The organism is Mycobacterium sp. 2YAF39 (assembly GCF_052114565.1).
GTDB lineage: Bacteria > Actinomycetota > Actinomycetes > Mycobacteriales > Mycobacteriaceae > Mycobacterium.
In genome coordinates this window covers 119,357-133,186 of sequence record NZ_JBFREZ010000005.1, presented here as the reverse complement: position 1 = coordinate 133,186, position 13,830 = coordinate 119,357, and the positions used below count along the sequence as shown (strand labels likewise).

The following is a 13,830-nucleotide window of genomic DNA, read 5'->3' as shown; positions in this document are numbered from 1 at the left end:
CGTCAGGCAGGCACCGGCGCGGTTGTGCGGTCGATCGGCTCACCAGCACCCGCCCGCGCGGTCTGGACTCGCAGGAAGACCGCCCAGGTGACGAAGGCGCAGATCACGTAGAAGGCGAGGAACACCCAGAACGCGTTGGTCGCGGACTTGGCGTCGCTGACGTACGAGGCGCGCAGCACGATGTTGATGAATACTCCGCCGAGTGCGCCGGTCGCGCCGGCGAAACCGATCAGCGCACCGGACATGCTGCGCGACCATGCCGCCTTCTCATCGCGGGTCCAGTCGTCACGGCCCTGGGCCTTCGCTTCAAAGATCGACGGGATCATCTTGTACGTCGAGCCGTTTCCGAGACCCGACAGGATGAACAGCAGAATGAAACCGGTGACGTAGGCGATCATCTGCCCGCCGGTCGCGGCACCGGCCATACCGTCGTCGATCATTCCGGTTGCCACCAGGATTCCCGCGGCGAAGATCATCGCGACGAACGTGTACATGGTGACCTTGCCGCCGCCGACGCGGTCGGACACCTTGCCGCCGAACGGCCGGGAGATCGAGCCGAGGAGCGGGCCGATGAAGGCGATCTGCGCGGCGTGCAGCGATGCCTGCGCCGCGGTGTCTCCCCCGGCGAGAAAGTTGATCTGCAGCACCTGTCCGAAGGCGAACGAGAAGCCGATGAACGAACCGAAGGTGCCGATGTAGAGGAAACTCATCACCCAGGAGTGCTTGTACCGCAATGCCTCTGCCATCGCACCGATGTTGGAGCGTTGATTGCCGAGGTTGTCCATGAACAGCGCGGCGCCCGTCGCGGCGAGTGCGATCAGGACGAGGTAGATGGCGCAGACGATTTCGGGTGCGGTATTGCTGACCACGGCGATCACCAACAGGCCGACGAGCTGGATCACCGGAACGCCGATGTTGCCGCCGCCTGCGTTCAGCCCCAGCGCCCAGCCCTTGAGCCGCTGCGGGTAGAAGGCGTTGATGTTGGTCATCGACGATGCGAAGTTTCCACCGCCGAGACCGGCGAACGCCGCCACGATCATGAAGGTGGTGTAGGTCGTGCCGGGCTGCTGCATCACCCAGAGCGTGAGCAGCGTCGGGACGAGCAGTAGCAGTGCGCTGACGATCGTCCAGTTGCGACCGCCGAACCTGGCGGGCGCGATGGTGTACGGGATGCGCATGGCAGCGCCGACGAGCGTGGGCACCGCGACCAGGTAGAACTTGCCCGCCGCATCGATGTTGTAGACGTTCTGTGGCATGAACAGCACCATCACCGACCAGATCGACCACACCGAGAAGCCGACGTGCTCGGCGAAAATGGACCAGATCAGGTTGCGTTTAGCGATTTGATTGCCGGTGGTCTCCCACGCATCGACATCTTCGGCATCCCAGTGCTCGATCGTGCGGCCGCGCCTCAAGGTCTTCACGAGCATTAGGTTCGCGTGAAGCCATTCCACACCCGTTGCACCGTCGTGTCGGAAACGTCAACACCCGCTCACTTCGCCGTAGTGGCCGGGTGCGCGGTGCACGAAACGCGTTGGAAACATTCGTGACGCAGGCCACGTCAGCTTTGGTCGGGTTTGACCGCCAGCACCGGTTTCGGGCACTCGAGCAGCACCTGTTGGGACACGCTGCCCAGCAGCAGTTTGCCGACCGGACTGCGGTGCCGGATGCCGATCACCAGCAGTTCGGCGTCATCTCGGTCCATTGCCTTGAGCAGTTCGGTGCCGGTGTCCACCCCGACGGGCTGGACGAGTTCGAACTCGACGCCGCACTCGGCGAGATGCCGCTCGACATCCCCGACTTCAGGTGCCTGCGCGAAGCGGGCATCGACGTAGGACTCACCCGAGCTCGAATTGATGACCAGAAGCGTGGTGCCGCGCAGTTTCGCTTCGGCGATTCCGTGCTCCAGTGCGGCGCGGCCGAACGGGTCGGCGCTGTATCCGACGACGATCATGACTGTGCCGCCTTCTCCCGCTGGTCCTTGTCGTCCTCGACGACCAGAAGCGTCTCCTCGCTGCGGTGCATGAGTTTGAGCACCAGTGGCACCAGCAACAGGACCACCATCAGCACGTACACGATGATCGCGACGGGTTCGGTGAACAGGCTGCTCCAGTCCCCCCCACCCAGCTGCAGGCTCTGCCGCAGTTGGCGTTCGATGCGTGGGCCGAGGATCACGCCGATGATCAGCGGCAGCACCGGCAGCCCGAATCTGCGCATCATCAGGCCCAGCAGGCCGAACACCAGAAGCAACGCCAGGTCCAGTGCCTGCACATTCACCGCCAGCGCGCCGAGGCAGGCGAAAAACAAGATGCCCGCGTAGAGGTAGGGCCGCGGTGTGCGTAGCAGCCTGGCCCACAGCGGTGCCAGTGGCAGATTCAACAGCAGCAGGAGCAGGTTGCCGATGAAGAGGCTGGCGATCAGCGTCCAGATCAGCAACGGTTCCTTCTCGAACAGTGTTGGGCCGGGCTGGATTCCGTAGGATACGAAGGCGGTCAGCATGACGGCCGCGGTGGCGTTGGTGGGCAGGCCGAGGGACAGCATCGGCACGAGAGTGCCTGCGGCCGAGGCATTGTTGGCGGCTTCCGGACCGGCGACGCCCTCGATCGCACCCTTGCCGAATTCGTCCTTGTGCTTCGACAGCCGCTTCTCGGTGATGTAGGACAGGAACGTCGGCAGCTCGGCACCGCCCGCCGGCAGCGCGCCGAACGGGAAACCGTATGCGGTACCGCGTAGCCACGGCTTCCACGAGCGCTGCCAGTCGCTCTTGCCCATCCACGGCCGGCCGACCGGGATGACCTCGGCTGGGCGGCGACGCAGATGCGCTGCGACCCACAGTGCTTCGCCGACGGCGAAGATGGCCACCGCAATGATCACGATGTCGATGCCGTCGGACAGCAGCGGAATTCCGAAGGTGGCGCGCGGCTGGCCGGTGAGGAAGTCGATACCGACCACGCCGATCGCCAGACCGAGGAACAGTGCGATCGCGCCGCGTAGCTTCGACGAACCGAGCACCGCAGTGACGGCGACGAGTGCGAAGAGCATGATCGCCAGGTACGACGGCGCACCGAGGGTGACCGCGAACCGCGAGATCGCCGGGGCGAAGGCCGCGAGCAATGCGGTGCCGATGGTGCCCGCCACGAAAGACCCGATTGCGGCCGTCGCCAACGCTTGTGCCGCGCGTCCGGCCTTGGCCATCTTGTTGCCCTCGATCGCGGTGATGACCGACGAGGACTCCCCCGGCGTATTCAGCAGGATCGAGGTCGTCGAACCGCCGTACATGCCGCCATAGAAGATGCCGGCGAACATGATGAACGCGGCGCTGGGAGGAACGTTGTAGGTGACGGGCAGCAGCAGCGCCACCGTCATGGCCGGCCCGATACCGGGCAGCACGCCGACGGCGGTGCCCAGCAGCACGCCGATCACGGCGTACAGCAGATTCATCGGGGTAGCGGCCTGTTCGAAGCCCTGGATCAGCCAGTCAAGATTTTCCATGTCAGAGGATTCCATCCAGAATGCCTGCGGGCAAAGGGATTCCAAGCCCGGAATAGAACGCATAGAAGCTGCCGACCGAAAGCACCGCACCGATGACGATGTTCCGGACGTAATGCCTGCTTCCCAGCACCGTTGCTGTGCCGGCGAACAGCAGGGCGCCGGTGATGGCCCAGCCGAGCGGCTGTACCAGCAGGATCGTGGCGACGAATAGGCCGACCAGCAAGCCGACGGTGCGCCAGTCGCTTGGCGCATCGGGGTCGACGTCCTCGCCGGCGTCGGCCTCCCCCACCGACCCGCGCGGAATCGCGATCGCCAACACGATCGCCAGCGCGATAAGCACAACACCGATGACGACCGGGAACAACTTGGGCCCAACGGGATCGACCTTCGCGAAGCCCGCCTCGAGGGTGAGCGCGTCATAGATCACGAATCCGCCGACCGCGACGAGCACGACGCACACGAGGTACTGCGCCTTGTCGGTGCGCTTCTCGGGCGTCGGCGTCACCGCATCGTCTGTCGTCGTCATAGCAGCCCCAGCTCGGTCAGGGTCGACGAGACCCGGTTGTCTTGGTCCTTGAGGAACTGCTCGAAGGCGTCGCCGGTGACGAACGCGTCGGTCCAGCCGTTCTTCACCAGCGCGTCCTTCCACCCTTGAGTGGCGTGCAGGTCCTCGAGCACCTTGATCATCGACTGCCTGGCTTCATCGGAAATGCCAGGCGGTGCAAGGACTCCGCGCCAGTTGGCGAACGTCATGTCGATGCCCGACTCCTTCAGCGTCGGGGCGTCGACACCCTCGACGCGTTCCTCGCTGGACACCGCGAGCACCCGGAGTTGGCCGGCCTCGATCTGGTCGATGAGCTCACCGGGACTCGATGTGCCGACCGTGACCTTCTTGCCGAGCAATGCGGTCAGCAGGTCACCACCGCCGTCGTAGGTGATGAAGTTGACCGACTTGGGGTCGACGCCGACGGTCTTCGCCACTTCCATCGGGAAGAGATGGTCGGGTCCGCCCGGTGACGAACCGCCACCGATCGTCACCTTGGAGGGATCGGCCTTCCATGCCGCGACGAAGTCCTGCACCGTCTTGAACGGAGAATCGGCGGGAACGAAAATCGCGCCGGGATCCTCGATCAGCTTCGCCAGGGCCGTCGCGTCGGAAGCTTTGATCTTTGACCCGTTCGTGTAGGTCGCGCCGACGACGCCCAGCCCCATGGTCATCATGAGGTCGTCGTTGCCTTTTTCGTTCATCAGCCGGGCCATCGCGACGGTGCCGCCTGCGCCGATCACGTTGAAGACCTCGACGCGACCGGTGATGTCGTCTTCCTCCATGATCTTCACCGCAGTGCGCGCGGTCAGGTCGTAACCACCGCCCGGACTGTTCGGCACCATCATGCGCAGCCGGTGCAGTCCCAATTCGCCGCTGTCACGGGTGACGCCGCATGACGTCACCAGTAGTGCCACGATCACGGCGATGACGAGCACCGGCCGTGTGTGCGTGCTCTTCACGTCGCTCCCCAATCACGTCAGTTGTGATGCTCAGCAATACTGGTACCCCGAGTGATCCAGGTCACGCATGAGTACGCAAAGGACGTTTTGGTCGTTGTGAAACTTCTCCGGTCTCCAGCGCGGGGCTTTCGCAGCCTGGCGGGCCAGTTCCTGGTCTTCCAGTTGCTGGTCGTTGCGATCGTGCTGATCGCGGTCGCCGCGGTGTCGGTGGCGCAGTCGACGCGGGAGTTCCGTGAGGTGCGCGGAGCGCGGATGATCGCGGTCGCGGAGAACATGGCCTCCACACCGGTCGTGCGCGATAGGTACAGCGACCCCGGGGCTTCGAAGGTGTTGGCGCCCGAGGTCGACCGTGCGGTGGCGCTGTCGGGAGCCGGACTCGCCGAGATCGTCGACCCCGGCGGGACGGTGCGTGTGTCATCGGACCCGTCGCGCATCGGTAAGCAGGTCGACATGGGTCTGACCCGCGCCGACGAGGGGCGAGCGTGGTTCGGCGACCTGAACATCGACGGGGTTCACAGCCTCGTCGGCGAGGTGCCGATCCTCGCCGACAGCGGCAACGTCGTGTCCATCGCATCGGTCAGTGAGCGCTATCCCTCGGTGTGGGAATTGATGGGCGCATCCGGTGAGCGCCTGCTGTTTTACCTCGGCCTCGGCGCGCTGCTGGGACTGCTGGCGTCGTGGCTGCTGTCGCGGCGGATCAAACGGCATACCCGCGGCTTGGAGATCGCCGAGATCGCCGGTCTCGCCGATCACAGGGAGGCGTTGTTGCACAGCATCCGCGAGGGCGTGGTCGCGGTGAACAACGATGGAGACATCACGCTGCTCAACGACAGCGCACAGGAGCTACTCGGCGTGGCCCACGATGCGGTGGGTCGCCCGGTCGACGGTGTCGGCCTGGATCCCGCGGTGGTCGATTTCCTGCTCTCGGGCGAGGATGGCCGGTCCGCCGGAGACACTGTGATCGTCACCCGCACAAGGGTGCTGGCTCTGAACCGGCGGGCGGCGACGAGCCAGGGCCAGCGGATCGGCACGGTCACGACCATGCGTGACAGCACCGAACTCGCGGCGTTGCAGGGACAGCTGTCGTCGCACAAGAGTGTGACGGACACGCTGCGTGCGCAGACCCACGAGTTCGCCAACCAATTGCACACCATCTCCGGCCTGGTCCAGCTGGGCGAATATGATTCCGTGCGTGATCTCGTGGGCACCCTGACGAGACGGCGAGCAGAGATCAGTGACGCTGTCACGCAGCGTATTTCCGATCCCGCAGTCGCAGCGCTGCTGATCGCGAAGACGACGCTGGCGGCCGAGAGCGGGGTTTCTCTCGAGATCGCCCCGGATTCGCATCTGGCAACTCTGCCGCCCGCGCTGGCGACCGACGTGATCACCCTGCTTGGCAACCTCATCGACAATGCGGTCGACGTGTCGGTGGGCTCGCGGCCGGCACGGGTCACGATCAGCATCGACGACCATGCCGGTCTGACCATTTCCGTCGCCGACTCCGGACCCGGTGTACCCGAACATCTTCGGGAGTCGATATTCGCTCGTGGCGTGACTTCCAAACCGGACGCCCCCGGCGGACGGGGTATCGGCCTGGCGCTGGTGCGGATCGTCACCACGCAACACGGGGGCACCGTTCAGGTGAGCGACGGTCCTTCCGGCGGGGCACTTTTCGTGGCGCGGCTGCCGGCGACCGACGTGGCAGAGAAGGCCGCACATGCGTGACGTGCTGATCGTCGACGACGATTTCATGGTTGCGGAGATCCATCGGCGGTTCGTCGAACAGGTCGACGGCTTCCGCGCGATCGGGGTCGCCCGAACAGGCACGGAAGCGCTGACCGCCGTGGAGGATCTGCAGCCGCAGCTGGTGCTGCTGGACGTGTATCTGCCGGACATGACCGGCCTGGACGTGCTGCAGCGGCTGCGGTCGAGCGGCAACCTCGTCGGCGTCATCATGATCACCGCGGCGCGCGAATTGGACACCGTGAAAGGCGCTCTTGATGGTGGCGCAGCCGACTTCCTGATCAAGCCCTTCGAGTTCAGTCAGTTCAAGACGAAGCTGGAGGCATTCGCGGCACGGGCGGACACGCTGGAGTCAGCGGGTGGCATCGACCAGTCGCTCGTCGACTCGTTGTTCGGCCGGCCGGGCGGTACGGCGCAGCCAATGCCGAAGGGGCTTGGCGCCGAAACGGGCCGACTGGTGTTGGATGCCGTGCGCAGTGCCACCGAGGTGTCGGCCGCAGAATGCGCGGACATGGTTGGGATTTCGCGAGTCAGCGCGCGCCGCTACCTCGAGCACTACCTGAACGCCGAGGTGTTAAACCTACGGCTGCAATACGGCGCCGGCAGACCCGAGCGTCGTTACCACCTACGCGGCGTGTAGATCCGCGAGCTCGATCCCGATCCTGACCTCGACTTCACTGATCAAGATCTCCGGCTGACCCGGCAACAGCGGTGGGGCGGTCGAGAGGTAACGCGCACCTGTCGGCGTCACGAATTCGGCTACGTGGACACCGTTCTGCTCACTGGGCCACACCTGCCATTTCGGTGATTCCTTGGTGAAGTTGCAGTGTGCGCACATCCCGAGTCCGTTGAGTGCATGCGTCGGCCCGCCGCGGCTTCTCGGCACAGCGTGGTCGCGATGCCGAATAGGCGCATCGCAATATGGAGTTCGGCATCGTTGATCGCGCAGGCCGATGAACATGGCCAATCCTTTAGGGAAGCACCGCGATCGCGATTCCATCCCCACCAGAGAGCCGCTCTTCGGCCGCCGGTACAGCCGCCGCAAGGTGGCCTTCGACCTCCTGTCGCCACCGGCGCATTCGACCATTTGGCGTGCGACGGCGGCGGGAATCGGCCCGTAACCGTCGACCAGCGCCGGGGTGTTCCCCGCACCTAGCAGCGACTCATCCGATATGACGAGATTGACCGCAATGGGTTCTGGAACCTCGGCTGGCCTTCCGGTTACCCGCTCCACCAGTGTGTCGGCCATCACCTGTCCACGTGACCGACTGTCGAAGGTGGTGTCGGCCGCCCGTTTCAGCGCCGCATACACCCCGACGCCCTGCGCCACCGGTAGCAGCGCGGTCACGTAGGTCATGGTGTCTGGGGCTGGACGGCACGTCACTGTCCGGTCGGTCTCGGCCTTGGCGGCTCTGTCGACTACCGCCTGCGGATCGAGCCGGTACGCGATCGCTTTGGCTTCCGCGGCGACACGGGCGTCACCCATCCCGTCGAGCTTGGTTGCATCAGCGCATAATTCGGCATCGAGAGCTCGTCGGTGCCGGACCTCCAGACACGCTGACTCGCGTACAACCAAGGTGGCCCGCCACTCCGAGAGCACACCGCTCTCCAATGCCGCGAGCGTGTGCGGCATTTCATAAATCAGCGCCTTGGCGAAGCCGAGATGCCGGTTACCTCGCGAGGGGGAATCGCGACGAGCTAATGCCACCTCGCTGGCCACGCCTCTACCGCGCTTGGCGGACGGCATCCCCGCTGCGGCTTCATCAGCGCGTCGGCACGCATCCAACGCTGCGGTGGCATATGCCTGGCCGGCCGCGGCGGCCGACTTCAGGCCCTCCAACTCCGCGATACGCGCGATCAAGTGAGCCTCATCGGCGAGCGGATCAACCGCGGTTACAGCTGCTATATCGAACATATGTTCGACTCTACCGCGACCCTCCGACAACTCCGATGTGGCGAGTTGGAGACCTAGCGGTTGCGGCGCCTCAAGATCCGACGAAGACGACCGCCGCGCTCTTCTGCCGGGGCTTCAGGTGCTTGGGCCACTGGCCGCACAACCGTCGCCGCGGTATCCGAAACCGGAGCGGCGGTATCTCCTTCTGCGGCTTCCTCGGCTGAGCCTTCGGTGAGTCCGTCGGCCTCAGGTTCTGCGGCCACTTCGTCGGCTACCTGCTCGGCCTCAGCTGCGTCCTCGACGGCGGCCTCGTGCACTTCCGGCGCGGCTTCCTGGGCCTCGACGGCGTCCTCACCTTCGACGGCACCCACGCCACCGACAGCCTCGGAATCCTCATCGGCTTCGTCTTCAAGGTCATCGTCTTCAAGTTCTTCGGATTCGGCGGCCACTTCGTCGGCTACCTGCTCGGCCTCAGCTGCGTCCTCGACGGCAGCCTCGTGCACCTCCGACGCAGCCTCCTGGGCCTCGACGGCATCCTCACCCTCGACAGCACCCACACCACCGACAGCCTCGGCCTCGGAATCCTCATCGGCGTTGGCGTCGGTCTCGGAAGCCTCGTCGGGTTCTTCGGCGACCTCGTCGGCTACCTGCTCGGCCTCAGCTGCGCCCTCGACGGCAGCCTCGTGCACCTCCGACGCAGCCTCCTGGGCCTCGGCGGCGTCCTCACCCTCGACAGCACCCACGCCACCGACAGCCTCGGCCTCGGAATCCTCATCGGCATCGGCGTCATCGTCTTCGGGTTCTTCGGCGACCTCGTCGGCTACCTGCTCGGCTTCAGCAGCGTCCTCGACGGCAGCCTCGTGCACTTCCGGCGCGGCTTCCTGGGCCTCGACGGCGTCCTCACCTTCGACAGCACCCACGCCACCGACAGGCTCGGCGTCGGAATCCTCATCGGCTTCGGCTTCGGCGTCGGTGTCATCGTCTTCGGGTTCTTCGGCGACCTCGTCGGCTACCTGCTCGGCTTCAGCAGCGTCCTCGACGGCGGCCTCGTGCACTTCCGGCGCGGCTTCCTGGGCCTCGACGGCATCCTCACCCTCGACGGCACCCACACCACCCACAGACTCGGACTCGGCTTCGGATTCGTCACTCGCTGCAGCCGCCGCGAGCAGTTCGGCCAGTTCAGCGGACTCCGTCTCGGTGGTCGAATCGTCCTCCGCGCCGGGCTCTTCCAGATCGTCGGCGACCTGTTCATCCAAGTTGGGGCTGCTGTCTTCAGCCTCGTTTGCGCCAGCCGCCTTGGCCGCGGCCACCACACCCGATGTCGCAGCCACCGCGACGAGCTCGTCGGCTACTTCGTCGATGACCGACCCATCGCGCGGCTTGCCCTTGAGTGCCGCCGGATCCTCACGCCCCTTGGGCGCGACCATGATGTACACGACAGCGCCGATGAACACGAAGGTCGACGTGAACGAGTTCACGCGGATGTCGGCGATGAGGCTGGCGTGGTCGCTGCGCAGCAGTTCGATCCAGAACCGGCCCAGGCAGTAGCCCGCGACATACAGGGCGAACAATCGACCGTGACCGATCTTGAAGCGTCGATCGACCCAGATCAAAACAGCGAAAATCAGGACATTCCACAGCAATTCGTAAAGGAACGTCGGATGGACGGTGGCATACAGCTCACCCGTCGAAACACCGTTGGCCAGGTCGGGACTGACCACACCGTTCGCGCCTCGGCGCTCGTAGATCTCCAGAGCCCACGGCACGTCCGTCGGGCGTCCGTACAACTCCTGATTGAAATAGTTTCCCAACCGGCCAATCGCCTGCGCCAGCACGATTCCCGGCGCAATCGCATCACCGAACGCGGGCAACGGAATACCGCGTTGCCGGCATGCGATCCACGCGCCGACGCCGCCGAGCGCGACGGCACCCCAGATTCCCAGGCCACCGTCCCAGATCCGCAACGCGCCGAGAAATCCGGCACCGCCTTCGGCGAAGTACTTCGGCCAGTCGGTGATGACGTGGTACAGCCGGCCGCCGATCAGACCGAAAGGCACCGCCCATAGTGCGATGTCGTAGATGACTCCACGTTCGCCACCCCGGGCCTCCCAGCGCCGATCACCGATGATCAGCGCCGCGACGATCCCGACGATGATGAACAACGCGTAGGCACGGATCGGAACCGGACCGAGATACCACACGCCTTGGGACGGACTCGGAAACGAGGCGAGCACCGTTGTCGTCACGCGGTAATCCTCTGCCGCACTCCGTCGGCGAGCTCAGCAGTCAGCGTCCGCACCGCGTGCACCCCGTCCTGTAATGCCGACACCAACGCCGACCCAACGATCACGCCGTCCGCATACGCGCCGATCTCCGCGGCCTGCTCGCGCGACCGCACACCGAGTCCCACACCGACTGGAATGTCAGACACCGCCTTCACTCTGTTGACCAGTTCGGGTGCGGCCGTCGACACGGCGTCTCGTGCACCGGTCACACCCATCGTCGAAGCGGCGTAGACGAATCCGCGCGACGCCTCGACTGTTGCGGCCAACCGTTCCGGAGTCGACGCCGGCGCCACCAAGAAGATGCGGTCCAGATCGTGAGCCTCCGACACCCCAATCCACTCCGATGCCTCATCCGGGATCAGATCGGGCGTGATCATCCCCAGCCCGCCTGCCGCCGCGAGGTCACGCGCAAAGGCGTCGACACCCCAGTGCAGCACAAGGTTCCAGTACGTCATCACCACAGCCCGGCCGCCCGCGTTGCTGATCGCTTCGACAGCTGTCAGCGTGTCACGCACTCGCACACCGCCACGTAGCGCCACTTCGGTGGCAGCCGCGATCGTCGGGCCGTCCATACCGGGGTCCGAGTACGCGATACCGACCTCGACCAGATCACAGCCGGATTCGACCAACGCCGTCATCGCCGAGATCGAGGTCGGCACATCGGGAAAGCCTGTCGGCAGATAACCGATCAGCGCCGAGCGATTTTCCGCCCGGCACGCGTCGAACATTCCTGCCAACCGGCTCACGGCTCACCGTCCATCAGGCCGAACCACTTAGCCGCCGTCTCGACGTCCTTGTCGCCGCGCCCCGACAGGTTGATCAAGATGATCGCGTTGGAGCCGAGTTCCCGACCCAGCTTCAACGCGCCCGCGACGGCGTGTGCCGATTCGATGGCCGGAATGATTCCCTCGGTGCGACACAACAGACCGAATGCATCCATGGCCTCGGCATCGGTGATCGGCTGGTACTCCGCACGACCGATGTCTTTCAGGAACGCATGCTCTGGGCCGACGCCGGGATAGTCCAAACCGGCTGAAATCGAATGGGATTCGATGGTCTGCCCGTCTTCGTCCTGAAGCAGGTATGAGAACGACCCCTGAAAGGCTCCAGGCGATCCGCCCGTGAAAGTCGCTGCGTGGCGACCGGTTTCAACACCATCGCCTGCCGCTTCGTAGCCGACGAGTCGAATGCCGGGATCGTCGATGAACGCGTGGAAGATACCGATCGCATTCGACCCGCCGCCCACACACGCCGTCACCGCATCGGGCAGTCGTCCCGCCTGCGACTGAATCTGTGCACGCGCCTCCAGGCCGATCACCCGCTGGAAGTCGCGCACCATCGTCGGAAACGGATGGGGTCCGGCCGCGGTCCCGAAGCAGTAGTAGGTGTTGTCGGCGTTGGTGACCCAGTCCCGGAAAGCCTCGTTGATCGCATCCTTCAAAGTCTTTGAACCCGACTCGACGGACACGACTTCCGCGCCGAGCAGGCGCATCCTCGCGACGTTCAGGGCCTGGCGCGCGGTGTCGACCGCACCCATGTAGACGATGCACTCCAGGCCGAGCAGCGCGCACGCCGTCGCGGTGGCCACGCCGTGTTGTCCCGCGCCCGTCTCGGCGATCACGCGTGACTTGCCCATCTGCCGCGCAAGCAGCGCCTGACCGAGGACGTTGTTGATCTTGTGAGATCCGGTGTGGTTGAGGTCTTCTCGCTTCAGGAAGATCCGGGCGCCACCCGCATGGTCGGACAGCCTCGAGGCCTCGTACAAAGGCGACGGCCGGCCGGTGTAGTGGCGCTGCAATCGGTCCAGCTCATCGAGAAACGCCTGATCGCCACGAGCTTTCTCGTAAGCCGAGGTGACCTCTTCGATCACCGCCATCAGCGCCTCGGGCACGAATCTTCCGCCGTAGACACCGAAGTGGCCGCCCGCATCGGGATCGTGGACTGTAGGTTCGGCGACGGCCGCGCTGGAACGCGGCAACTCCGGCCCGGCGAGGTCGGCCATCAACGATGCTCTTCGCGCAAGCGGCTCATCGCCGTGTCAGCGCGAGGGTTTCGGGCAGGACGGATGCGTACCTGCGGTGACCAGATCGGCAACGGCGCCGCGGGGATCACCACTGGTGACCAGTCCCTCGCCGACGAGCACGGCATCGGCGCCTGCCCCGGCGTATGCGAGCAGATCGGCCGTTCCGCGCACACCCGACTCAGCGATCCGGATGACACCGCTCGGTAGCCCGGGCGCGATGCGCGCGAAGCAGTCCCGATCGACTGCCAGTGTCTTGAGATCTCGTGCGTTGACCCCGATCACCTTGGCACCCGCTTGCAGAGCGCGATCAGCTTCCTCCTCGGTATGCACCTCGACAAGCGCAGTCATACCGAGGGATTCGGTGCGATCGAGCATCGATTCCAACGCCTGTTGTTCGAGCGCCGCGACGATCAGCAACAACATGTCTGCTCCGTGTGCACGTGCCTCGTGGATCTGATACGGCCCGACAATGAAGTCCTTGCGCAACACGGGGATTGACACCGCTGCACGCACAGCGTCGAGATCCTTCAGCGAACCGTTGAAGCGACGTTCTTCAGTCAGCACGCTGATGACGCGCGCGCCACCGTTCTCGTATGCGCGGGCCAGCTTCGCCGGATCCGAGATCGTGGCCAGTTCTCCTCGCGACGGGCTGGCGCGCTTCACTTCTGCGATCACACCGATGCCCGGTTCGCGCAATGCGGCCAACACGTCCAGCGGGGACCGCGCTGCCTTGGCCTTTTCCTTGATCTCGGCAAACGGAAGAGCGGCCTCACGAGCGGCGACATCAGCGCGAACACCTTCAATGATGGTGTCGAGCACGGTTGCCGAACTCATGGCTTGTCGATTCCCCTCGATGCTGCCTTCAGTCTTAAACGAAGGGTAACCGT

At 65.0% G+C, this 13,830-nt stretch carries 12 protein-coding genes; 2 read left to right on the top strand and 10 right to left on the bottom strand.

The genetic code is table 11. The features are described from left to right. Nucleotides 1-2 precede the first annotated feature (2 nt). From AB4Z42_RS16010 to AB4Z42_RS15990, 5 genes are all read right to left on the bottom strand, one after another. A complete protein-coding gene (locus AB4Z42_RS16010) occupies nt 3-1,430 on the bottom strand; it encodes a nitrate/nitrite transporter (protein ID WP_442010181.1) in 1,428 nt (475 codons plus the stop codon). A gap of 131 nt (nt 1,431-1,561) precedes the next feature. Next, entirely contained in the window at nt 1,562-1,954 is a 393-nt protein-coding gene (locus tag AB4Z42_RS16005; RefSeq protein WP_442010180.1) for a universal stress protein, read from the bottom strand. Continuing rightward, complete coding sequence (locus AB4Z42_RS16000; RefSeq protein WP_442010499.1) at nt 1,951-3,492, bottom strand: tripartite tricarboxylate transporter permease; 1,542 nt, start codon at nt 3,490-3,492, stop codon at nt 1,951-1,953. The genes AB4Z42_RS16005 and AB4Z42_RS16000 overlap by 4 nt, the downstream gene beginning before the upstream one ends. Nucleotide 3,493: 1 nt before the next feature. Then, nucleotides 3,494-4,018, bottom strand: a complete 525-nt coding sequence (locus AB4Z42_RS15995) for a tripartite tricarboxylate transporter TctB family protein (protein ID WP_442010179.1) — start codon at nt 4,016-4,018, stop codon at nt 3,494-3,496. Further along, nucleotides 4,015-4,998 carry a Bug family tripartite tricarboxylate transporter substrate binding protein gene (locus AB4Z42_RS15990; protein ID WP_442010178.1) on the bottom strand — a complete coding sequence of 328 codons (984 nt, stop codon included), beginning with the start codon at nt 4,996-4,998 and terminating at the stop codon, nt 4,015-4,017. Before AB4Z42_RS15990 ends, AB4Z42_RS15995 begins: the two co-directional genes overlap by 4 nt. 96 nt (nt 4,999-5,094) lie before the next feature. On the opposite strand from AB4Z42_RS15990, the gene AB4Z42_RS15985 reads away from it, so the two are divergent. After that, nucleotides 5,095-6,723 carry an ATP-binding protein gene (locus tag AB4Z42_RS15985; RefSeq protein WP_442010177.1) on the top strand — a complete coding sequence of 543 codons (1,629 nt, stop codon included), beginning with the start codon at nt 5,095-5,097 and terminating at the stop codon, nt 6,721-6,723. Beyond that, nucleotides 6,716-7,381, top strand: a complete 666-nt coding sequence (locus AB4Z42_RS15980) for a response regulator (protein ID WP_442010176.1) — start codon at nt 6,716-6,718, stop codon at nt 7,379-7,381. Before AB4Z42_RS15985 ends, AB4Z42_RS15980 begins: the two co-directional genes overlap by 8 nt. Here the strand turns inward: AB4Z42_RS15980 and AB4Z42_RS15975 are convergent. Genes AB4Z42_RS15975 through trpC form a run of 5 tightly spaced genes read right to left on the bottom strand, consistent with a single transcriptional unit; the run spans nt 7,367 to nt 13,777 of the window. Next, on the bottom strand, nt 7,367-8,656 hold the full coding sequence (locus AB4Z42_RS15975; RefSeq protein WP_442010175.1) for a DUF222 domain-containing protein: 1,290 nt from the start codon (nt 8,654-8,656) through the stop codon (nt 7,367-7,369). The two genes, AB4Z42_RS15980 and AB4Z42_RS15975, sit on opposite strands and share 15 nt — an antisense overlap. A 53-nt stretch (nt 8,657-8,709) precedes the next feature. Beyond that, on the bottom strand, nt 8,710-10,881 hold the full coding sequence (gene lgt, locus AB4Z42_RS15970; RefSeq protein ID WP_442010174.1) for a prolipoprotein diacylglyceryl transferase: 2,172 nt from the start codon (nt 10,879-10,881) through the stop codon (nt 8,710-8,712). After that, complete coding sequence (gene trpA / locus AB4Z42_RS15965; RefSeq protein WP_442010498.1) at nt 10,878-11,648, bottom strand: tryptophan synthase subunit alpha; 771 nt, start codon at nt 11,646-11,648, stop codon at nt 10,878-10,880. Before trpA ends, lgt begins: the two co-directional genes overlap by 4 nt. A gap of 14 nt (nt 11,649-11,662) precedes the next feature. After that, nucleotides 11,663-12,922, bottom strand: coding sequence for a tryptophan synthase subunit beta (gene trpB, locus AB4Z42_RS15960; protein WP_442010173.1), 1,260 nt, complete (start codon nt 12,920-12,922; stop codon nt 11,663-11,665). A 36-nt stretch (nt 12,923-12,958) separates the two neighbouring features. Beyond that, the gene (gene trpC, locus AB4Z42_RS15955) at nt 12,959-13,777 is read right to left on the bottom strand and encodes an indole-3-glycerol phosphate synthase TrpC (RefSeq protein ID WP_442010172.1); all 819 of its coding nucleotides are present in this window, start codon (nt 13,775-13,777) and stop codon (nt 12,959-12,961) included. Nucleotides 13,778-13,830 lie beyond the last annotated feature (53 nt).